The following is a 20645-nucleotide window of genomic DNA, read 5'->3' as shown; positions in this document are numbered from 1 at the left end:
ATGGAGACCTTCGACGTGTGCGGCCCGCTGCCCACCGGCACGACCCTGCTCGAGGCGAGCGCCGGCACCGGCAAGACCTGGACGATCGCCGCCCTCGTCACCCGCTACCTCGCGGAGGGCCAGGTGACCCTCGACGAGCTGCTCGTCGTCACCTTCACCCGCGCCGCCAGCCAGGAGCTGCGCGACCGGGTGCGCCGCCAGCTCGACGAGGCCGCAGCGGTGCTCGCCGACCCGTCGCTCGCCGACCCGGCCGACCAGCTTCACGGCTGGCTGCTCGACGTCGACCCCGCCGGCCGGGCGCTGCGGCTCGAGCGGCTCACGGTCGCGCTGACGTCCTTCGACGCGGCGACGATCGCCACGATCCACCAGTTCTGCCAGCTGGTGCTCCGCAGCCTCGGCGTGGCCGGCGACACAGACACCGGGGCGACGCTGGTCGAGGACCTCGAGCAGCTCACCGAGGAGGTCGTCGACGACCTCTACCTCCGGGCCTTCGCCCGCCTGCCGCAGGCTCCGTGGTCGCGTGAGGAGGCCGGCACGATCGCCCGCGCGGTGGTCGGCGACCCCCGTGCCCGCGTCGCACCCCAGGAGGCGCTGAGCGACGACCCCGACGGCGACCCGGCCGCACGGGTGCGGTTCGCGTGCGACGTCCTCGACGAGGTCGACCGGCGCAAGCGGCGCCTCGGTGTCCTGTCCTACGACGACCTCCTCGGCCAGCTCGCCGACGCGCTCGCCCCCGTCGACGCCCCCGCCCGCACCCGCATGCAGCAGCGGTGGAAGGTCGCGCTGATCGACGAGTTCCAGGACACCGACCCGGTGCAGTGGCAGGTCTTCGAGCGCGCCTTCCACGGCGTCGCCACGCTCGTGCTGATCGGCGACCCCAAGCAGGCGATCTACGCCTTCCGCGGCGGCGACGTCGTGACCTACCTCCGGGCCGCCGAGCAGGCCACCACCCGGCAGACGCTCGGCGTCAGCTGGCGCGCCGACCGGCCGCTGCTCGAGGCGCTCGGCGTCCTCGTCGGCGGAGCCGCGCTCGGCGACGAGCAGATCACCGTCCACCCCGTCACCGCCCACCACACCGGGCCGCGGCTCGAGGGAGCGGGGCCACCGTTCCGTCTGAGGGTGGTGCGCCACGTGGAGCTCGGGCGCCGCAAGCCGCGCATCGCGGACTGGCGCGAGCACGTCCTGACCGACCTGGCCGCCGACGTCAAGCGGCTCCTCACCAGCGACGCCACGGTCGGGCCCGAGGGTGCTCGCCGTCCGCTCGAGCCCCGCGACGTCGCCGTGCTCGCCGCTCGGCGTGCCGACCTGCTCGCCGCGCAGGAGGCGCTGGCCGCGGTCGGCGTCCCCGCCGTGCTCAACGCGGGCGGGTCCGTCTTCCGCACCGCTGCCGCCACCCAGTGGCTGACGCTGCTCGAGGCGCTCGAGCAGCCGCACCGCGCCGACCGGGTGCGCGCCGCCGCGCTCACCGACTTCCTCGGCGTCACCGCCGAGGAGCTGCAGGCCGAGCCCGACCCCACCGACGCCCTCAGCGAGCAGGTGCGTCGCCTCGCCGACGTCCTCTCCGCGCGCGGGGTCGCCGCGGTGCTGGAGAGCGCCGTGCTCGGCGGCCTCACCGCGCGGGTGCTGAGTCGCGTCGGGGGCGAGCGCACCCTGACCGACCTGCGCCACGTCGGCGAGGAGCTCCACAAGGTCGCGGTCGACGAGCGCCTCGGCGTGGTCGGCCTGCTCGGCTGGCTGCGCACCCAGGTCGCCGACGACAAGGTCGAGGTCGCCTCCGAGCGCACCCGTCGCCTCGACTCCGACGCCGCCGCCGTCCAGCTGGTGACGATCCACGGCAGCAAGGGCCTGGAGTACCCCGTGGTCTACCTCCCGACCCTGTGGGACCGCTGGGTGCGCGACGAGGACGTGCCGCTGTTCCACGACGCCGACGGCGAGCGCTGTCGCGACGTCGGCGGACGCAGCCGCTGGCGCGACGCCGCGGTCGCGGCCAGCCGCCACGAGGACGCCGGCGAGTCGCTGCGCCTGCTCTACGTCGCGCTCACCCGGGCCCGCTCGCAGGTCGTCGCCTGGTACTGCCCGACGGCCAACAACACCGCCGCCGCCCCGCTGCACCGGATGCTGTTCGGCCGCGCGCCCGGCCACGCCCGGGTCAACGACGAGCAGCCCGTCGTCGACGACGACGAGGTCGTCGAGATCCTGGGCCGCTGGAGGGCTGCCGGGGGTCCGCAGCCCGAGCTGGCCGTCCCCGGCCACGTCGACACCACCCCGATCGACCGCGACCTGCCGCCGCTCGCGGCCCGCACCTTCGACCGCTCGGTCGACACCACGTGGCGCCGCACCTCCTACTCCTCGCTCGCCGCCGCCGGTGCGGCCCACTCGGGGGCGCCCGACCGGGCCCTCTCCGAGCCCGACGACGCCCCCGACCTCGACGACACCGAGCCGCCGGCCTGGGACGAGGACCTCCCGACGCCCGAGCCCGACCTCGCGCTGACGGCGGTCCCCTCGCCGATGGCCGACCTCCCCGTCGGCGCCGCGTTCGGGTCGCTGGTCCACGAGGTGCTCGAGCACACCGACCCCGCTGCCGCGGACCTCCGCGCCGAGCTGCTCGCGCAGGTCGAGGAGCGCCGCGCGTGGTGGGCGGTCGACGTCGACGCCGAGGCGCTGGCGGACGCGCTCGTCGCCGTGTGCGACTCGCCGCTCGGACCGCTCGCGGGCGGGCTGACGCTGCGCGACGTACGCCTCCCCGACCGGTTGCGCGAGCTCGACTTCGAGCTGCCGCTCGCCGGCGGCGACCTGGCGGGCAGCGACACGGTCGAGGTGCTGCTGGGCGACCTCGCCCCGCTGCTCCGCGACCACCTCCCCGCCGGCGACCCGCTGCTCGCCTTCGCCGGCACGCTGGAGGCCGACCCCGACCTGGCCGGCCAGCGCCTCCTGGGCTACCTCACCGGCTCGATCGACGTCGTCGTCCGGGTCCCGGTGGGCGGTCGCACCCGCTTCCTGACCATCGACTACAAGACCAACTGGCTGGGCGACCGCGCGCTGCCGGCCACGGCGTGGGACTACCGCCCCGAGGTGCTGGACGAGGCGATGGGCCACTCCGACTACCCCCTCCAGGCGCTCCTCTACACCGTCGTGCTCCACCGCTACCTCCGCTGGCGCCTGCCGGACTACGACCCCGGCTCCCACCTCGGCGGCGTGCTCTACCTCTACCTCCGCGGCATGTGCGGCCCCGACACCCCGACGGTCGACGGCCGGCCGTGCGGCGTCTTCTCCTGGCAGCCTCCGGTCACGCTGGTCACCGCGCTGTCCGACCTGCTCGACGGCGTCGGTGCGGGGGTGGCGCGATGAGCGACGTCTTCGAGCCCGTCGACGCCACCGACGCCCGGCTCGCGCTCGGCGCCACCGGCCTGCTCCGCGAGCTCAACGTGGCGGGGGTGCTGACCAGCGCCGACGTCCACGTCGCGACCGCGCTCGGGCGGCTCGGTCGCGAGCCCGACGAGCGGGTCCTCCTCGCCGTCGCGCTGGCCGTGCGGGCGGTCCGCGGCGGGTCGGTGTGCCTCGACCTCTCCACGGTCGCCGATCCCCCCGACCTCCCGTGGCCCGACACCGCGGAGTGGACCGCCGCGGTGGCGGCGAGCCCGCTCGTCGAGACCGGGCTGGTGCGCTGGGAGAACGACCTGCTCTACCTCGACCGCTACCACGAGCAGGAGACGCAGGTCGTCGACGACCTGCTCGCGCGCGCCGCGTCCACGCCGCCCCACGACCCCGCGCTGATGGCGGCGTCGATGGAGCGCCTGGTCGCCGCGATGCAGCGGGCCCGGCCCGGCACGACCTACGACGAGCAGGTCGCGGCGTGCGAGGCGGCGGCCGGGCGCTGGACGACGGTCCTCACCGGCGGGCCCGGCACGGGCAAGACCACGACCGTGGCCAGCCTGCTGGTCGGGCTCCTCGACCAGCACGCGGGCGGCCTGCGGATCGCGCTCGCCGCCCCGACCGGCAAGGCCGCGGCGCGGCTGCAGCAGGCGGTGCACCAGGAGGCCGAGGCGTTCGACCAGACCGACCGGGACCGCCTGGCCGGGGTCACCGCCTCCACCCTCCACCGGCTGCTGCGACCCGACCCGGGCAACTCCACGCGCTTCCGCCACCACCGCGGCAACCGCCTCCCGCACGACGTCGTGGTGGTCGACGAGTCGTCGATGATGTCGCTCACCCAGACCGCCCGGCTCCTCGAGGCCGTGCGTCCCGATGCCCGCCTGGTCCTGGTCGGCGACCCGCACCAGCTGTCCTCGGTCGAGGCCGGCGCGGTGCTCAGCGACGTGGTGCGCGGCTTCGCCGGTCGGGCCGACTCCCCCGTCGCCGAGCTGCGCACCACCCATCGCTTCGGCGAGCACATCGGCGCGCTGGCCGAGTGCCTGCGCACCGGCGACGCCGACGGGGCGATGGCCGTGCTCACGGCCGGCCACGAGGCGGTCGAGTGGGTCGACGAGGCCGATCCCGCGCCCCGGATCCGCTCCACCGCCCTGGCCTCGGCCCTCGCCGTCCGCGACGCCGCCCAGCACGGCGACGTCGCCGGTGCGCTGCGCGCGCTCGACCACCACCGCCTGCTGTGCGCGCACCGCGACGGCCCCTACGGCGTACGCCACTGGAACCGCCGCATCGAGCAGTGGCTCACCGCCGAGACCGGCGACCCGCTCTTCGAGCGCGCCTACGTCGGTCGCCCGCTGCTCGTCACCGCCAACGACCACCAGCTCGGTGTCTACAACGGCGACAGCGGCGTCGTGGTCGCCACGGCCGCGGGACCGCGCGCGGTGATCGCGGCCAGCGACGGCCCGCGCGACCTCGCCCCCTCCCGCCTCGGCGACGTCGAGACGATGCACGCGATGACGATCCACAAGTCGCAGGGCTCGCAGGCCGACGTCGTGACCGTGCTGCTGCCCGACGAGGACTCCCGCCTGCTCTCGCGCGAGCTGTTCTACACCGCCGTCACCCGGGCCCGGACCCGCGTCCGGGTGGTGGGGTCCGAGGCGGCCGTCCGGGCGGCGATCGGCCGACGGGTGCAGCGTGCGAGCGGGCTCGCCGTACGCCTCGCCGAGGCGCCGTGAGCACGGTGTCCTCGGGTCGGGACGACGAAACCCCGGCGACACACGGAGCCGATAGCCTCCTTCCATGCCGTACCTGATGCGCGTCGAGCTGCCCGATGTCCCCGGGTCGCTCGGGCGCGTCGCCAGCGCGATCGGTGAGGCCGGCGGCGACATCGAGGCCATCGAGATCGTCGAGAAGCTCGACGGATTCGCGGTCGACGACGTGCTGCTCGAGATCCCGCCCGGCACGATGCCCGACTCGGTGGTCTCGGCGTGCAGCACCCTCGACGGCGTCAGCGTGCTGTGGATCAACCGGTACGCCGCCGGCGGCAACCTCTTCCTCGACCTCGAGGTCGTCGAGGCCCTCACCGAGGACCCGGCGTCCGCCCGCGACCGGCTCATCGACCTGCTCCCGGTCGCCTTCCGCGTCGACTGGGCCGCCTGCGTGCGCCCCGGCGCCGACGGCGTGCGCGTGATGCACGCGACCGACGCGGCGCCCGACGCCTTCGACATCGACCTCGTCGCGTCCCCGGTGCGGCTGCCCGGAGACGACACCTACGTCGAGTGCGCCGCGCCCCTCGGCGACGACGTCGTGCTGATGGGACGCCGCGGCGGCCCGGAGTTCCTCGACTCCGAGCTCGCCCGCCTCGAGCACCTGCTCGGCCTGGCCGTCACCATCAGCGGCCGCTGACCCCCGCCCGCCCGGGCGGTGAGCCACGCACGTTCTGAGCCCCCGGAACCTGCCTCGCTCACCGCCACCCCCGACGTACGGCGTCAGCGGTGGCCCAGCCACCTTTCCGGCCGCCGAAACGTGGCTCAGCCACCGCCACCCCCTGGCGTACGTCTGTGGGCGGTGAGCCACGCACGCTCTCAGCCCCCAGAACCTGCCTCGCTCACCGCGACCCCCGACGTACGCCGCCCAGCGGTGAGCCACGTACGTTCTGAGCCCCCGGAACCTGCCTCACTCACCGCGGGCGGAGGGGGTGGAGGGGGCAGTAGCGGCTGGTTGAATGGCGCCATGGTCTTCTCGGGCGCGCCGGAGCTGCGTCGGTCCGACCTGCTCGCGGTGGTCTCGGTGCTCGACGTGGACACCGTGCTGGAACGGGCGGCCACGATCGGCGCCGCCCGGGCGGGCGCCGGGGCGGCCGTGGTCGCGGTCGTCGACGAGCGCGCGGCGGGCGAGGGCGAGGAGGCGGAGCCGGACGACGCGCCTCGGATCACCGCGCAGGGCACCGACCGCGCTACCGCGCGTGCGGTGCGCGAGCGACTCGGCGCCGCCGGCCTCCACGGCTCCCCCGGCCAGCGCCCCGACCACGACGTGGCACGCCTGCACGACCCGGTCTCCGGCACGGAGGTGCTGCGGGTGCCGGTGGTGGTCGACGGCCGGCTGTTCGCCGACCTGCTCCTGCTCGACCCTCCCGGCGAGCGCTTCGCCGACGCCGACGTGGAGAGCATCTCGGTGCTCGGCACGGTCACCGGTGTCGCGGTGCGCAACGCGCTGAGCTACCACCTCAACGAGCGCCGGCGCGAGGCCGCCGAGCTGACCGCGGCCGTGGACCAGTCGGTGCGACCGCCGTTCGCGCTCACCGACACGCTCGCGCAGGTCGCCCGCGGCGCCCTGCGGATCTCCGGGGCGCGGAGCGTCGCGGTGGTGTCCGCCGGACCGCACGACGCGGACGTCTCGGCGTCCGCGGGGCAGGTCGGCGACGAGCTCGGCGGCCTCGTTGACGACCTCGCCGACCAGGTGCGGGCCGCCCAGGCCGGCGGCCACGAGCTCGTGGCGACCTCAGGCGGTCGCCGCGTCTGGGGCGTCCCCCTGAGCTCCGACCACGGCTTCTCGGGCGTGGTGCTGATGTGGTTCGACCCGTCGCGCGGCCGCGCCACGGCCGAGGACCGCACCCTGCTCACCTCGTTCGTGCGCCACGGCGCGCTCGTCCTGGACCACGTGGCGCTGCAGCAGGAGCGGCAGCACGCGGTGCTCGCGGCCGACCGCGACCGCATCGCGCGCGACCTCCACGACGTCGTCATCCAGCGGCTCTACGCCACCGCGCTCCGGCTGCGCGCCGGCGCCCGGGCCGAGCGGCAGGGTCACGGCGACGGCGAGCACGTGACGGAGGCGATCCGCGAGATCGGCGACTCGATCCGCGAGATCCGCGGCGCCATCTTCGCGCTCGAGCGGGGCCGCTCCGCCTCGCTGCGCAGCGACGTGCTGGCGCTGGCCCGCGAGTACGAGTCCGCCCTGGGCTTCGTCCCCGTCGTCCGGTCGTGGGGCGCCGTCGACTCGCTGGTCGGCCAGGACCTCGCCGACCAGGCCACGGTCGTGCTCCGCGAGCTGCTGTCGAACTGTGCCCGCCACGCCGGCGCGGGCCGCTGCGAGGTCGACGTGTCGGTCGAGGCGGGCTGGTTCGGCCTGCAGGTCAGCGACGACGGCCGGGGGATGTCCGCGGACCGGGTGGCGGGCAACGGGCTGCGCAACCTCCGCACCCGTGCGGAGGACCTCGGCGGCGTGCTGGTCGTCGAGCCGGCCGAGCCGCGCGGCACGCTGCTGCGCTGGCGGGTGCCGCTGGCGCCTCACGACGAGGCGGGGCGCTCCTCCGCCTCGTCCTCGGCGGAAGGGGTCGCCGGCGCCTGAACCGGCGCCGGCGCCGCGGGCGACCAGAACGTGTCGGCGGCCAGCGCCAGCAGCACCCACGACACGCCCGCGGCCACCAGGTAGCGCACGAGCGCGACGTCCACCGGCACCGACCCCATGACGGCACCGGCCAGGGCCGGGGAGGTGAGCAGCGCGGCGACCACCAGCATCGTGCCGGACACGGGCCTCATGCGGTCACCGCCAGACGGTCACCGCTGACCGTGCCGACGGACCGGACCGACCCGGCCCCGGCGAGCTCGGAGTAGGACAGGACCGGCGTCGACGTGAGCACCGGGGCCACCATGCGGCGCACGGCGGCCCGCAGCTGGGGCGCGCACACCACGACCGGGCGCAGCCCCCGCTCCTCGGCCGCGGTCCGGAGGTCGGCCAGCTCGCCGATGACGCCCTGGCCGGTGAGCGGGTCGAGCGCGACGACCGGCCCCTGGTCACCGGGGCGCACCGCCTCGAGCATCCGCTGCTCCAGCATCGGCTCGAAGCTGATCACGTGGACGGCGCCCTCCACGAGGTGCGGGGCCACGATGGCCGGGCCGAGCGAGGAGCGGGCCGCCTCGACGAGCGCGTCCGGGTCCTTGGTGACCTGGGCCTTGAGCGAGAGCGCCTCGAAGATCCGGACGAGGTCACGCACGGCGACGCCCTCCATGAGCAGGCCCTGCAGCACGCGCTGCACCTCGCCCAGGCTGAGCTGGGCCGGCGTGAGCTCCTCCACCACGACGGGGTGGCTGCGGCGGACCAGCTCGGTGAGCATCTTGACGTCCTCGCGGCCGAGCAGGCGGGCGGCGTGCTGGCCGACGACCTCGGCGAGGTGGGTGGTGATCACCGAGGCGCGGTCCACGACGGTCGCGCCGTTGAGCTCGGCCTGCACGCGCAGCTCGGCCGGGATCCACGAGGCCTCGAGCCCGAAGACGGGCTCACGGGTGGGCTGCCCGGGGATCGCGGTGAGGTTGTCACCGATGGCCAGGACGGTGCCGCGCGGCGCCTCGCCGCGGGCGACCTCGATGCCGAAGAGCTTGATGGCGTACGTGCTGACCGGCAGGTCGATGTTGTCGCGGGTGCGCACCGGCGGGACGATGATGCCGAGCTCGCCCGCGATCTTGCGGCGCAGCGCCTTGACCCGGTCGAGCAGGTCACCGCCGCTGGCGGCGTCGACGAGGTCGATGATGTCGGGCGAGAGCTCGAGGCCGAGCGGGTCGACCTGGATCTCGGCGGCCAGCAGCTCGGGGGTGTCGGGCGGCGCGGAGAGCGCCTGCTCGACCGCCACCGCGGCCGGGTCCTCCGCGGGGGCCTGCTGCACGCGGCTCGAGGCGAGCAGCATGATGCCGCCCGCGGTGATGAAGGGGAGCTTGGGCAGGCCCGGGATCAGGCAGATGGCCAGCGCGCCGAAGCCGGCGATCTGCAGCGGCATCTTGTTGCTGGTCAGCTGCTTGAGGATGTCCGAGCCCATGTCGCCGTCGCCGCTGTTGCGGGTGACGATGAGGCCGGTCGCGGTGGAGAGCAGCAGCGCGGGGATCTGGGAGACCAGGCCGTCACCGACCGACAGCAGGCTGTAGGTCGTGATCGCGTCGCCGAAGGAGAGGCCCTTCTGCGCCATGCCGACCGCGAAGCCGCCCACGAGGTTGACCATCGTGATGATGATGGCGGCGATCGCGTCGCCCTTGACGAACTTCGACGCACCGTCCATCGAGCCGTAGAAGTCGGCCTCGGCGTGCACCTCGTGGCGACGCTTGCGGGCCTCGTCCTCGTCGATCAGGCCCGAGTTGAGGTCGGCGTCGATGGCCATCTGCTTGCCGGGCATCGCGTCGAGGGTGAAGCGGGCGCCGACCTCGGCGACGCGCTCGGCACCCTTGGTGATGACGACGAACTGGATGACGAGCAGGATCGCGAAGACGATGAGGCCGACGATGAGCGAGCCGCCGACCACGAAGTGGCCGAACGTGTCGATCACCTTGCCGGCGAAGCCGTCGAGCAGGACCAGGCGGGTCGCGCTGACGTTGAGCGCCAGCCGGAACAGCGTCAGCACCAGCACCACGGCCGGGAACGCGTTGAAGTCGAGGGGCCGGTTGACGAACATCGCCACCAGCAGGACCAGCAGCGCGCTGGTGATGTTGAGCGCGATCAGCAGGTCGAGCACCATCGCAGGGAGCGGCACGACGAGCATCACGACGATGAGCACGATGCCGGCCGGTACTCCCAGCTGGAGCAGTCGCTTCGGGGCCACGTGGTGCCTTTCGGAGGTCGCCGGCGCGTCGCCGGTCAGGGGCGCCCTCCATGGCACCGGGGTGACGCCGTCCTGGCGTCAGGGTCCTCATCGGCTCGCGGCGAGCACTCCTGAGGGGTTCGGCGCGGAGTTCGGCGAGGAGCTCACCGGGGCGCCTGCGGCGGGCTTGGCGGGCGTACGCCGGCGACGGCCCGCGGACGGCACGGCCGGGAGGTCGCTCTCGCGGCGCGGGCTGCGGTGCTCGCCGCCGCGGACGCCGGCCGAGCGGCGCGAGATCACGAACGCCAGGACCTGCGCGACGGCGGCGTAGAGCTCCGGCGGGATCTCCTGCCCGACCACGGTCGCCCGGTGCAGGGCGCGGGCCAGCGGGATGTCGCGCACCAGCGGCACGCCGTGCTCGGCGGCCTGCTCGCGGATCTTGAGCGCGACCGCGCCGGCCCCGCGGGCCACCACCTTCGGAGCACCTCGCTCGGCGTCGTAGCGCAGCGCGACCGCGACGTGGGTGGGGTTGACCAGCACGACGTCCGCGCTGGGCACGTCGGCCATCATCCGGTTGCGTGCGGCGGCCAGCTGGCGGGAGCGGATCGCGCCCTTGAGCTGCGGGTCGCCCTCGGACTGCTTGTGCTCCTGCTTGACCTCGTGCTTGCTCATCCGCGTCTGCTTGCCCATCCGCCGGCGGACCATGGCGTAGTCGAAGAACCCCATCACCAGCCCGGCGAGCGCGACGCTGCGCACCAGCGAGAGCACCTCGTCACGCACGGTCTCCAGGACGGCGGCGATCGGGACGAGGCCCCCGATCATCGGCATCAGCGCGGTCACCGCGCCGTAGACCACGAACCCGACGACGGCGCTCTTGATGAGCATCTTGGCGCCCTCCCACAGCGCCTGCGGGCCGAACGCGCGCTTGAAGCCCTGGAGCAGGTTGAGCTTCTTCAGCGACGGCTTCACGCTCTTGGTGGCGAGGAAGAAACCGCCCTGGGCGAGTGCGGCGCTGACGCCGACGAGCATGACGGCGGAGCCGAGCGCGACGAGCGTGACGACCACGTGCCGGGCACCGCGCCCGAGCAGCAGCATCGCGTCGGAGACCTCGACGTGGCCCCGCAGGCTGAAGCACTCGCGCATCATCTCCGCGAGCGCGGTCAGCTCGCGCCCGAGCAGCGAGGGCAGCACCATGCCGACCAGCAGCAGGGTGGCCCAGCCGCCCAGCTCCTGGGTGCGGGGGACCTGGCCCTCCTTGCGCGACTGCTTGCGCTTCTTGGGTGTGGCCTTCTCTGTCTTCTCGTCGGACACCGCGGATCACCCCCCGCCCAGCAGCGAGGCCTGCGCCTCGTTGGCCAGCTCGACGAGGTGCGACACGGCCTCCGGCAGCACGGGGAACGACATCCCGAGCAGCAGCAGGACGAGGCCGATCTTGGCCGGGAACATCACGTTGATCGCGTTGAGGTGCGGCGCGACCTTGGTGAGCAGGGCCAGGCCGAGGTCGGCGACGAACAGCACGGCCACCAGCGGCAGCGCGATCTGCACGGCCGTCACGAAGAACATCCCGAACGCGGTGACGAGCACGTGCGAGGCCCCGTCGACGTGCGGCGTCTCGCCGACCGGCAGGAGCGCGAAGGTGCGCAGCAGGCCGCCGAGCACGAGCAGGTGGCCCCCGGTGGCGAAGAGGATCATCACCGCGAGCATCTGGTGCATCTTGCCGAAGACGGTGTTCATGTTCATCGACAGCGGGTCGAAGCCCTGCGCGAGCTGGAAGCCGCCGAAGGTGTCGATGATGCCGCCGGCCGCGGAGACCGCGGCGAGCAGGATGTAGGTCACGAGCCCGAGGGCCGTGCCGACGACCACCTGGGTCAGCGTCGTGACCAGCAGCTCGCCGGTGCCGGTGGGGATGCTGCCGCCCTCGACCGAGGGGATCACCGCGAACGCGAGCCCGAGCGACAGCACCACCTTGGCGGCGGCGGGCACGGCCCGGCCGGCGAACGGCGGCACCAGCGAGAGCCAGGCGATGATGCGCACCGACGCCAGCAGGTAGGCCAGCAGCGGCTCGCCGGCGACGGTGAGGGTCATGGTCGGTCGGCGCTCAGCCGAGCAGGGTGGGGATCATCGCGAACAGGTCGCGGGTGAAGTCGACGAGGGTCTGCAGCATCCAGCTCCCGGAGACCAGCAGGGCCACGCCGACGCCGACCAGCTTGGGCACGAACGCGAGGGTGAACTCCTGGATCTGGGTCATCGACTGGAACAGCGAGATGGTGAAGCCGATGACGAGGGACGTCACGAGGATCGGCGCCGAGAGCTTCAGCGCGACCATCATGGTCTGGAGGGCGATGTTGATGACGGTGGTGTCGGTCATGGCTGCGGGGTCCCTGACTACTGGTAGCTCGACACGACGGACGTGATGACCAGGCCCCAGCCGTCGACGAGGACGAAGAGCAGGAGCTTGAAGGGCAGCGACACCATCACCGGCGGCATCATCATCATGCCGAGCGCCATGAGGGCGCCGCTGACCACGATGTCGATGACGAGGAAGGGGATGAAGATGATGAAGCCGATGATGAAGGCCTGCTTGAGCTCGCTCAGCACGAACGACGGCACGAGCGTGGCCATCGAGACCTCCTCGCGGTTCTTCGGCAGGTCGCGGCCGGCGACGTCGGTCAGCAGCCGCAGCTCGTCGTCGCCCGTCTGGTCGAGCATGAAGTCGCGCAGCGGCGCCACGCCGTCGTCGTAGGCGGCCGACGCGGTCTTGTCGCCGTCGAGGTAGGGCTGGAGGCCGGTGTCGTTCATCTGGCCCAGCACCGGAGCCATGATGAAGAGCGAGAGGAACAGCGCCAGCCCGGCGAGCACCTGGTTCGGCGGGATCTGCTGGAGGCCGAGGGCGTTGCGGGTGAGGCCGAGCACCACGAGGATCTTGGTGAAGCTGGTGCAGGTGAGCAGGATCGCCGGCAGCAGCGAGAGCAGCGACATCGCGATGATGACGGTGACCGGCGTGCTGGGCTTGTCGGTGATGCCCTGGAGGTCGATCGTCACCGAGCTGTCGGTGCCGGGCATGTCGGGGCCCTGGGGGGGCGTCGGCCCACGCGGACCCGTCGGCTCCATCGGCAGCGCGGCCACCGGGCCGGCGGCGACAGGGCCGGCGGCGACAGGGCCGGCGGCGACGGGGCCGGCGGCGACGGGGCCGGCAGGCGCCGCGCTCGCAGGCACGAGGAGGCCGAGCAGCACGACGAACCCGCCCAGGGTCGCCGCGAGGAGGCCTGCCACCAGGCGCCCCGCGCGCTCGCGGCGGGTCACGAGGCCTTGCCCGTCGCGGCGGCGAGCGCCTGGCGCCAGGTCTGGGGGGAGAGCACGGAGCCGGTGAGGGCGCCGGCGTCGGCGGCCGGACGGCGGGCGGAGGTCGTACGCCGGGGGGCCGGCGTGGCGCGGTGCGAGCCACCGGTCGTGGGGCCGGTGACGACCGACGCGAGGGCAGTCAGGCTGCGGGCCGCGACCGGGGCGGTGGGGGCCGCCGGGGCGGCCGGGGCGACCGGGGCGACCGTGGCCGGCGGGGCGGCGACGGAGGCGGTGAGGGCCGCGGGCACGGTGAGCACCTCGCCCGGCTCCTCGTCGGCGCCGAGGTCGGCGAGGTCGAGCTCGTCGGGGTCGAGCTCGGTGAGCAGGTTGACCTGCTGGTCGGTGGTGCCGACCACCAGCACGCGCGAGCCGACGGTGATCACCGCGACCGACGCGCTGCGGGTCAGCGACTGCCGGTGCAGCACCTGCACCGGGGCGCCCGCACGCGCGGCGTACCGCTTGCCCGCCAACCTGGCGAGCAGCAGCATGAGTCCCACGACGACCGCCAGGGAGGCGACCAGTCGCACCGTCAGCTCGAGCACGTCAGCCTGCGGTCGTCTCGTCGATGATCTCGGTGACGCGCAGGCCGAAGTCCTCGTCGACCACCACGACCTCGCCGCGGGCGATGAGGCGGCCGTTGACCAGCAGGTCGGCGGGGCTGCCGGCGGCGCGGTCGAGCTCGAGCACCTCACCGGGCGACAGGGCGAGCAGGTCGCGCACGGTCATCCGGGCACGACCGAGCTCGACGGTGACCTCCATGTCGACGCCGTGCAGCATCTCGATGCCCCGGGCGGCGACGGGCGCGACGGGCGCGGGACCGGCGGGGATCGGGGACCTGCGGGCGGCGTCGACCGCGACGGCGGCGGCGTCGGGGACGAGCAGCGCGCCGGCCGGCACGCCGCCGCCGAGGAGCGGCACGACGGTGAACGGACCGGACAGGTCGCTCTCGACGAGGTCGACGCCGACCTCGCGGGCGGCACCGCAGCCGGCGCCGAGGGCGGCCGCGGCGGCGTCGAGCGCCGGCTGGGCGGCGGAGGCGAGGTCGAGCCCGCCGAGCGGGCTGCCGGCGAGGGCCTCGACCAGGTCGGCGCCCACGAGGACGGCGATGCGGGGGGCACCGGGCAGGTGCAGCTCGGCGATCGCGGCACCGGCGAACCCGGCGGCGGCACCCGGGGCGCCGGGCACGGGGGTGCCGGCGACCAGCGGCGTCGCGGCGGGCAGCACCTCGGCCGCCGCGCCGGCGGCCGCGAGGACGGACGACCCGAGGTCGGAGACCGGGTCGGTGGTCAGGTCGGTCAGGGCGGTCATGCGTTCTCCTTGGTCGTGCCGACGACCAGCGCCGCGAGGCGGGCGCCGTGGGTGCCTGCGGTGGCGTGGGCGAAGGTGGCCTCGCCGACCATCACGTCGAGGGGGGCGGTCGCGCGGTGCGAGAGGCGCACCACGTCGCCGACGGCGAGGTTGCTGAGGGTGCCCGGGTCGAGCCGGGTCGGGGCGAAGCGGACGACGGCGTCGACCGGGACGTCCTGGAAGCGACGGTCGACCAGCTCGGCGGCGCGGTTGCGCTGCTGGCGCTCGCGATCCGACGCGGGCGCCGGGGCGGCGGCGCGCACCAGGTGCGGCTGCAGGCCGGTGAACGGCAGGCACAGCGAGAGCTGGTGCGGGACGTCCTTGACCTGGAGCTCCAGGGTCGCCACCACCATGACGTCGCCGGCGGCCGCGGCCTGGGCGAGCTTGGGGTTGTACTCGGTGCCGGCGAGGGTCGGGGTCATCTCGACGATCCCGGCGAGGCTGTAGGCCAGCTCGCTGAGCAGGCGGGTCACCAGGCCCTGCACGACCGCCGTCTCGATCTCCGAGAGGGGGCGCAGCGGCTGCTCCTGGGTGCCGGGTCCACCGAGCATCAGGTCCAGGGCGCTCATCACCGCGGGCAGCGGCAGGTCGAGCAGCACCAGGCCGGGCAGCGGGTCGGCGTCGATCTTGATGCCGTAGGTGATCTCGCCGAGGGTGTCGACGTGCTCGCCGTAGGTCGTCTGCGAGATCGCCGTGACCTGCGCGGAGCACACGGTGCGCAGCGCGGAGGTGAACACGGTGCCCACCTGGCGCGCGAACCCGTCGAGGCTCACCTGGAGCAGGCGCGTGTGCTCGCGCGAGAGCTTGACCGGGCGGCGGAAGTCGTACGACGTCGGCACGGCCCCGCTGCGGGCACGCCGACGGCCCCGGGTACCGGGGTACGCGGGTCCGAGGGGCGTCTGCAGGCTCGTCACGACCAACCTCATCGGTCCGGTCCGACCGGACCTGAGGGATCCGGGCGGACGAGCCTGCAGGGCTCGGACGGTGAGGTGGCGCGACGCGGCTGCTACTGCGTGACGAACTCGGTGAAGTACACCTCCATCACGTCACCGTGGTACTCGTGGTCGAGCTCCTTGCCGAGCTTCTCCTTCAGCTCCTGCCGCTTGCCGGCCTTGGCCAGCTCGTCCTGGCCGACCCCGCTGAACAGGTCGATCGTGGCGTCGAGGGCCTTGCTGCCGTCGGCCTCGTGGGCGTCGGCGGTGAGCTGGAGCGCGATGCCCACGCGCAGGTAGTGGCCGTCGGCGAGGTTGACCTGGATCGGCTCGAGGGTCATCACCTCGCCGGGCACGGGCTCCTTGGGGCCGCTCGGCTTGAGGAAGAACCAGTAGCCCGCGGCGGCGGCGACCAGCAGGACGACGACGATCACGATCAGCTTCTTCTTCCCCCCCTTGGCCTTCGCGTCCGCGGGTGCCTCCGCGGCCTTGTCCAGCGTGGCGGTGCTCATGAGGTTCCCCCCTGGGTCGAGTGGGTGGTCGTGTGGGCGGTCGGGTGGGAGGCGGTGGCGCCCGCGGCGGCGACGTCGTCGAGCAGCGCGCGGGAGCCGGCGGGCAGCGCGGAGAGGACGACGATGTCCACCCGCTTGTTGACGTCCTGCGACCCGGGCTTCGACGGGTCGACCAGCGGCACCTCGTGCCCGAAGGCCGCTGCGCTGAGCCGGGGGCCGGGGATGCCGGCCACCTCGTTGAGGTAGCGCAGCACGGTGACGGCGCGGGCGGCGGAGAGGTCCCAGTCGGTCGCGAAGTAGCGCGGCTTCACCGGCACCTGGTTGGTGTGGCCGTCGATGCGCAGGTCCTCGGTGGCCCGGCGCAGGACGAGCCCGACGGCGTCCAGCACCCGCTGGCCGCGGGGGCTCAGCTCGGCCCGGTCGGGCTGGAAGACGACGTGCCGCGAGGTCAGGCTCAGCACCAGGCCGTCGTCGGTGATCTTGCGGGTCACGTCGCTGCCGAGCCCGGCCTTCTCCAGCGCCTCGGTGAGCTCCTTGCCGAGGTCGTCGAGGCGGGCCGCCTCGCGCTCGGCGTCCGTGCGCTCCTGGTCCTGGCGCTGCAGGGCCTGCTCGGCTCGCTGCACGGCCGGGGTGGCCTCGCCGGGGAAGTTGCCCGGCTCGACGGGCGAGACCGCGCCCACGCCGGGCTGGTCCATCGTCGACTGCGAGCCGGTCATGACCGAGGTCGACTCACCGAAGCCCGCGGCCAGGCCGGCCTTGAGCTCGTTGAACTTCTTCTGGTCGACCGAGCTCATCGCGAACATCACGATGAACAGCACCATCAGCAGCGTCACCATGTCGGCGTACGTCACCAGCCAGCGCTCGTGGTTCTCGTGCTCCTCGTGCTCCTCGCGGCGCTTGCGGCCGCCACCGCCCCCGGCGCTCACGTCAGGCGGCCTTCTGCTCGGAGGGCTGCTCGCCGGCGGGCAGCAGGGAGGTCAGCTTCTGGGCGATGATGCGCGGGTTGGCGCCGGCCTGGATGGCCGCGATGCCCTCGATGATCAGCTCCATCCGCGCGGCCTCGAGCTCGGTGAGCCGCTTGAGCCGGTTGCCGATGGGCAGCCAGATGACGTTGGCCGACATCACGCCCCACAGGGTGGCGATGAACGCGCCGGCGATGAGGTGGCCGAGCTCCTCGGGAGCGGCCAGGTTCTCCAGCACGTGCACCAGGCCCATGACGGTGCCGATGATGCCGATCGTCGGGGCGTAGGCGCCGGCGTCGGCGAAGAACTTCGCGGAGTGCTTGCCCTGCGCCTTCATCGCGTGCACCTCGGCCTCGAGGATGTCGCGCACCTCCTCGGGGTCGGTGCCGTCGATGGCGAGCGTGACGCCCTTGACCAGGAACGGGTCGTCGACCTTCTTCAGCTCGTCCTCCAGCGCCAGCAGGCCCTCGCGACGGGCCCGCTCGGCGAGCGCCACGACCATCGGGACGACGTCGGCGGCGGGGCGCACCTTCGCGGTGAACGCGTTCTTCAGCGCGCCGAACGCGTGCTTGGCGTCGGGGATCGTGCCGCCGGCGAGGGTCACGCACATCGTGGTGCCGAAGACCAGGAGCATGGGAGCCACCAGGAGGAGGCTCATCGGGTTGCCGCCCTCCATCACGTTGGCGGCGACGATGATGATGAGACCGACGATGACGCCGATCAGGGTTGCCGGGTCCATCAGGCCTCACCCTCCAGCGTCGGGTGGGAGGACACGGCCGCCAGGTGCACCCGCTGGTGCGTGGCGTGCGGGTCGACGCCCGTGATCGGCGCGGAGCCGGCGGCGATGATGCTGCCGCGCCAGGCGCGCACCTGGTCCACGACCTCCACGAGGCCCTCGGCGACGACGTACTTCTTGCCGTCGACCAGCGTGACCACCGTGTCCGGCGTGCTGTCGAGTCGCTCGATCAGGTCGGCGTTCAGGACGAACGCGGAGCCCGAGAGTCGGGTCAGCAGAATCATGTCGGTGCACCATCCCTGTGCGTGTCCACGAGGCCCGTCCGTGGGCCTCCCCCTTGTGTTCGGCTGGTGGGGCCCCCACCTGAGGGGAACCACCGAGGTCATGGCGGGCGGCCGCGCGGGCGACCGCCCGCCATGACGTGGGCGCATCAGCGCTTGATGTTGACGAGCTCCTCGAGCACCTGGTCGGAGGTCGTGATGACCCGCGAGCTGGCCTGGAAGCCACGCTGGGCGAGGATCAGGTTGGTGAACTCGGCGGAGAGGTCCACGTTGGACATCTCCAGGGTGCCCACCATCAGCTGGCCGCGGCTGCCCTGGCCGGCGACGCCCAGGTCGGCGGCACCGGAGTTCGCCGAGGCGCGGAAGCCGGTCTCGCCGACCCGCTCGAGGCCGGCCGGGTTGGTGAAGTTGGCGACCGCGACGACGGCGACGTCGCGCTGGACGTCGTCGGAGAAGGTGCCGCGCAGGACGCCGTCGGCGCCGATGCTGTAGGACGTCATCTCCACGCCCGCGGGCAGCGAGGCCGACAGCGAGTTGAGGTTGATGTCGATGAGGGTGCCGCCGGCGTCGCCGGGGGCGTAGCCCTGCACCTTCTTGCCGCTGGGCGAGACCAGGTTGCCGCCCTCGTCCCAGGTGAAGGCGCCGGCGCGGGTGTAGGTGCGCTCGGACCCCGAGCCGAGGACGAACATGCCGTCGCCCTGGATCATCAGGTCGGTGGCACCGCCGGTGCTCTGGGCCGAGCCCTGGTTGAAGTTGCCGCGGGTGGCGGCGACCTGCACGCCGAGGCCCACCTGGAGCGGGTTGGTGCCGCCGGTGGTGCCGGTGGCGGCGCCGGCGCCCCGCATGACCTGGCTGAGGGTGTCCTGGAAGACGGTGGTCGAGGACTTGAAGCCGACGGTGTTGGCGTTGGCGATGTTGTTGCCGGTGACGTCGAGCATCGTCTGGTTGGCGCGGAGGCCGCTGATGCCGGAGAAGAGCGAGCGGAGCATGGTGGTTCCTTTCGGGGACGGCGTCAGACCGCGGTGCGCGGAGAGGCCTGCGGGGCAGTCGGGTCGGTGGTGTCGGTGGAGTCGGTGGGAGTGGCCGGCGGCGTGGTGGTGCCGACCGACAGGAGCTGCGCGAGCGGCACCTGGGTGCCGTCGATCTCGAAGACCGGGCCCTGGGCGCCGAAGGTGACGCCCGAGATCGTGCCGTTGTGGGTCGTCGTGCCGTCGAGGTCGACCCAGGAGACCTTCTGGCCGACCATGGCGCCGGCTCCGAAGGCCATCTGGGAACCCAGCAGCGCACCGACGCGGTCGGAGACGTCCTGCATCTTCTCCAGCGCGGTGAACTGCGCCGACTGAGCGAGGAACTCCCCGGAGTCGGCCGGGTTGAGCGGGTCCTGGTAGCGCAGCTGGGCCACCATCAGCTCCATGAACATCTGCTTGTCCTCCGAGGTCGACTGGGTCGTCGTCGCCCCGGTGGGGAAGGCAGGCGTGCTGGTCACCGCTTCGGTCGCGGGGATCGTCACGGTCACTCCTCACATGGTCAGGTCGACGCCCCGTGGGGCGCCCCGGACCGGGTCGGGACGGAGCGTGCTCGCTCCGTCGGTGAGGCCGTCCCTGGCTGTTGCTCCACCACGCGTCCGTGCGTGCTGGTCCTGCTGGCCGCCGTCCCGTCCGGGGGCGGAGGCATCACCGCCGGCGCCCTGGGCGCCGTACGGCTGGTCGGTGGTGCCGGGCTGCTGACCCGGGTGGTGGCCGCCGTGCTGGCCGGGCTGGTGCCCGGCGGTCGCGGTCGACTGGCCGGCGAGGTCGCGCACGACCACCCGGGCGTCGGCGGCACCGACGAGCTCGAGCACCCGTCGCAGCTCCGGCGCGCCCTCGGCGAGCGCGCGGGCGGCGTGCTCGCCGCCGGTGAGCTGCACCTGGACGGCGCCGTCGCGCATCGTGAGCGTGACCCGGACCTCGCCGAGGGCCTCGGGCTGGAGCTTCATGGTGAGGCGGTGCACGCCGTCGCCGCGCGAGACCAGGCGGGTCACCTCGGGCACGACCTGCGCCATCGCCGGGCGGGCGACGGGCGTGGCGACGGGCACGGGCGCGGTGGGCGCGGTCGGTGCGGCCGCGGCGGGTGGGCCGACGCCGGTCGGGGCCGGGGCCGGGGCCGTGGCGGAGGTGTCGGGCGCGGGCGTCGCGACCGGACCGGCCGGGGCGCCCGGCTGCGACGAGCCGTCGCGGGGTGCGTCGCCGGTGCTGCTCCCGGACGTGTCGGGGCCGGTGGCCGTCGTCCCGGCGTCCGGCGCGGTCGTCGCGGTCGTCGTGCTCGTGGTGGTCGTGGTGCCGGGGGCGTCCGTCGGGGCGGGAGCGGGCTCGGCAGCGGTGCGCGCCGGACCCGCACCGTGGCGGCCCCCTGCGGCGACGGCGGGGGCGGAGGCCCGCGACGCGGTGCCCGACGCGACGGCAGCGGTGCCGGCGCCCGGGGCCGCGTCGGCGGGGGCCGTCGTGGCGGCCGGGGCGGACGCTGCGGCACCGTCCGCGGACGGCGCCGGGCCGACCGGGGCGGCCGGGGCGGCCGTCGTGGTGGCCGGAGCGGAAGCGGCGGCGGGCGCGGTGCCGTCGGCGACGTC

Annotated in this window: 20 protein-coding genes; 4 read left to right on the top strand and 16 right to left on the bottom strand. The window is 74.1% G+C overall.

Translation table 11 applies throughout. The features are described 5' to 3' along the window. The 4 genes from ACFFJG_RS11135 (at position 1) to ACFFJG_RS11120 (ending at position 7713) form a co-directional block, all read left to right on the top strand. Positions 1 to 3348 carry a UvrD-helicase domain-containing protein gene (locus tag ACFFJG_RS11135; RefSeq protein ID WP_378518790.1) on the top strand — a complete coding sequence of 1116 codons (3348 nt, stop codon included), beginning with the start codon at positions 1 to 3 and terminating at the stop codon, positions 3346 to 3348. Continuing rightward, complete coding sequence (gene recD, locus ACFFJG_RS11130) at positions 3345 to 5102, top strand: exodeoxyribonuclease V subunit alpha (RefSeq protein ID WP_378518789.1); 1758 nt, start codon at positions 3345 to 3347, stop codon at positions 5100 to 5102. Before ACFFJG_RS11135 ends, recD begins: the two co-directional genes overlap by 4 nt. Before the next feature lie 64 nt (positions 5103 to 5166). Next, positions 5167 to 5772 carry an ACT domain-containing protein gene (locus ACFFJG_RS11125; protein ID WP_378518787.1) on the top strand — a complete coding sequence of 202 codons (606 nt, stop codon included), beginning with the start codon at positions 5167 to 5169 and terminating at the stop codon, positions 5770 to 5772. A gap of 327 nt (positions 5773 to 6099) precedes the next feature. Further along, positions 6100 to 7713, top strand: coding sequence for a sensor histidine kinase (locus tag ACFFJG_RS11120; protein ID WP_378518785.1), 1614 nt, complete (start codon positions 6100 to 6102; stop codon positions 7711 to 7713). Here the strand turns inward: ACFFJG_RS11120 and ACFFJG_RS11115 are convergent. From ACFFJG_RS11115 to ACFFJG_RS11040, 16 genes are all read right to left on the bottom strand, one after another. Continuing rightward, positions 7653 to 7904 (bottom strand): hypothetical protein, encoded by a 252-nt coding sequence (locus ACFFJG_RS11115; RefSeq protein WP_378518784.1) that lies wholly within the window; start codon positions 7902 to 7904, stop codon positions 7653 to 7655. The genes ACFFJG_RS11120 and ACFFJG_RS11115 overlap by 61 nt on opposite strands. Next, positions 7901 to 9949, bottom strand: coding sequence for a flagellar biosynthesis protein FlhA (locus ACFFJG_RS11110; RefSeq protein WP_378518782.1), 2049 nt, complete (start codon positions 9947 to 9949; stop codon positions 7901 to 7903). Before ACFFJG_RS11110 ends, ACFFJG_RS11115 begins: the two co-directional genes overlap by 4 nt. An 87-nt stretch (positions 9950 to 10036) precedes the next feature. Next, positions 10037 to 11239: an EscU/YscU/HrcU family type III secretion system export apparatus switch protein gene (locus ACFFJG_RS11105; protein ID WP_378518781.1), complete on the bottom strand. Its 1203-nt coding sequence runs from the start codon at positions 11237 to 11239 to the stop codon at positions 10037 to 10039. A 6-nt stretch (positions 11240 to 11245) separates the two neighbouring features. Then, on the bottom strand, positions 11246 to 12013 hold the full coding sequence (locus ACFFJG_RS11100) for a flagellar biosynthetic protein FliR (protein WP_378518780.1): 768 nt from the start codon (positions 12011 to 12013) through the stop codon (positions 11246 to 11248). Between the two features lie 13 nt (positions 12014 to 12026). Then, the gene (fliQ, locus tag ACFFJG_RS11095; protein ID WP_378518778.1) at positions 12027 to 12296 is read right to left on the bottom strand and encodes a flagellar biosynthesis protein FliQ; all 270 of its coding nucleotides are present in this window, start codon (positions 12294 to 12296) and stop codon (positions 12027 to 12029) included. Positions 12297 to 12313: 17 nt separating this feature from the next. Continuing rightward, positions 12314 to 13231, bottom strand: coding sequence for a flagellar type III secretion system pore protein FliP (gene fliP / locus ACFFJG_RS11090; protein ID WP_378518776.1), 918 nt, complete (start codon positions 13229 to 13231; stop codon positions 12314 to 12316). Then, positions 13228 to 13812 (bottom strand): FliO/MopB family protein, encoded by a 585-nt coding sequence (locus tag ACFFJG_RS11085; protein WP_378518775.1) that lies wholly within the window; start codon positions 13810 to 13812, stop codon positions 13228 to 13230. Before ACFFJG_RS11085 ends, fliP begins: the two co-directional genes overlap by 4 nt. A gap of 1 nt (position 13813) precedes the next feature. After that, positions 13814 to 14578: a flagellar motor switch protein FliN gene (gene fliN, locus ACFFJG_RS11080; protein WP_378518774.1), complete on the bottom strand. Its 765-nt coding sequence runs from the start codon at positions 14576 to 14578 to the stop codon at positions 13814 to 13816. After that, positions 14575 to 15531, bottom strand: a complete 957-nt coding sequence (locus tag ACFFJG_RS11075; RefSeq protein ID WP_378518773.1) for a flagellar motor switch protein FliM — start codon at positions 15529 to 15531, stop codon at positions 14575 to 14577. The genes fliN and ACFFJG_RS11075 overlap by 4 nt, the downstream gene beginning before the upstream one ends. A 92-nt stretch (positions 15532 to 15623) precedes the next feature. Further along, the gene (locus tag ACFFJG_RS11070) at positions 15624 to 16061 is read right to left on the bottom strand and encodes a flagellar basal body-associated FliL family protein (RefSeq protein WP_378518771.1); all 438 of its coding nucleotides are present in this window, start codon (positions 16059 to 16061) and stop codon (positions 15624 to 15626) included. Next, positions 16058 to 16987 (bottom strand): flagellar motor protein MotB, encoded by a 930-nt coding sequence (locus ACFFJG_RS11065; protein ID WP_378518770.1) that lies wholly within the window; start codon positions 16985 to 16987, stop codon positions 16058 to 16060. Before ACFFJG_RS11065 ends, ACFFJG_RS11070 begins: the two co-directional genes overlap by 4 nt. Position 16988: 1 nt before the next feature. Continuing rightward, a complete protein-coding gene (locus ACFFJG_RS11060) occupies positions 16989 to 17762 on the bottom strand; it encodes a motility protein A (protein WP_378518769.1) in 774 nt (257 codons plus the stop codon). Beyond that, a complete protein-coding gene (locus ACFFJG_RS11055; protein WP_378518767.1) occupies positions 17762 to 18043 on the bottom strand; it encodes a flagellar FlbD family protein in 282 nt (93 codons plus the stop codon). The genes ACFFJG_RS11060 and ACFFJG_RS11055 overlap by 1 nt, the downstream gene beginning before the upstream one ends. A gap of 146 nt (positions 18044 to 18189) precedes the next feature. Then, positions 18190 to 19029, bottom strand: a complete 840-nt coding sequence (locus tag ACFFJG_RS11050; protein ID WP_378518766.1) for a flagellar hook protein FlgE — start codon at positions 19027 to 19029, stop codon at positions 18190 to 18192. 23 nt (positions 19030 to 19052) lie between these two features. Then, a complete protein-coding gene (locus ACFFJG_RS11045; RefSeq protein ID WP_378518764.1) occupies positions 19053 to 19550 on the bottom strand; it encodes a flagellar hook assembly protein FlgD in 498 nt (165 codons plus the stop codon). A 9-nt stretch (positions 19551 to 19559) separates the two neighbouring features. Beyond that, on the bottom strand, positions 19560 to 20645 hold a 1086-nt coding region (locus ACFFJG_RS11040), incomplete at its 5' end, for a flagellar hook-length control protein FliK (RefSeq protein WP_378518762.1).

It is taken from the genome of Nocardioides zeicaulis (assembly GCF_042432345.1).
Classification (GTDB): Bacteria; Actinomycetota; Actinomycetes; order Propionibacteriales; family Nocardioidaceae; genus Nocardioides; species Nocardioides zeicaulis.
The sequence above is the reverse complement of the archived record's forward strand: the minus strand, read 5'-3'. Positions and strand labels throughout refer to the sequence as shown.

Coding starts and splice junctions, on each gene's coding strand:
- ACFFJG_RS11125 (WP_378518787.1), top strand. CDS start 5,167: ATGCCGTACCTGATGCGCGTCGAGCTGCCCGATGTCCCCGGGTCGCTC.
- ACFFJG_RS11060 (WP_378518769.1), bottom strand. CDS start 17,762: ATGGACCCGGCAACCCTGATCGGCGTCATCGTCGGTCTCATCATCATC.
- recD (WP_378518789.1), top strand. CDS start 3,345: ATGAGCGACGTCTTCGAGCCCGTCGACGCCACCGACGCCCGGCTCGCG.
- ACFFJG_RS11050 (WP_378518766.1), bottom strand. CDS start 19,029: ATGCTCCGCTCGCTCTTCTCCGGCATCAGCGGCCTCCGCGCCAACCAG.
- ACFFJG_RS11100 (WP_378518780.1), bottom strand. CDS start 12,013: ATGACCCTCACCGTCGCCGGCGAGCCGCTGCTGGCCTACCTGCTGGCG.
- ACFFJG_RS11070 (WP_378518771.1), bottom strand. CDS start 16,061: ATGAGCACCGCCACGCTGGACAAGGCCGCGGAGGCACCCGCGGACGCG.
- ACFFJG_RS11135 (WP_378518790.1), top strand. CDS start 1: ATGGAGACCTTCGACGTGTGCGGCCCGCTGCCCACCGGCACGACCCTG.
- fliQ (WP_378518778.1), bottom strand. CDS start 12,296: ATGACCGACACCACCGTCATCAACATCGCCCTCCAGACCATGATGGTC.
- ACFFJG_RS11120 (WP_378518785.1), top strand. CDS start 6,100: ATGGTCTTCTCGGGCGCGCCGGAGCTGCGTCGGTCCGACCTGCTCGCG.
- ACFFJG_RS11055 (WP_378518767.1), bottom strand. CDS start 18,043: ATGATTCTGCTGACCCGACTCTCGGGCTCCGCGTTCGTCCTGAACGCC.
- fliN (WP_378518774.1), bottom strand. CDS start 14,578: ATGACCGCCCTGACCGACCTGACCACCGACCCGGTCTCCGACCTCGGG.
- ACFFJG_RS11115 (WP_378518784.1), bottom strand. CDS start 7,904: ATGAGGCCCGTGTCCGGCACGATGCTGGTGGTCGCCGCGCTGCTCACC.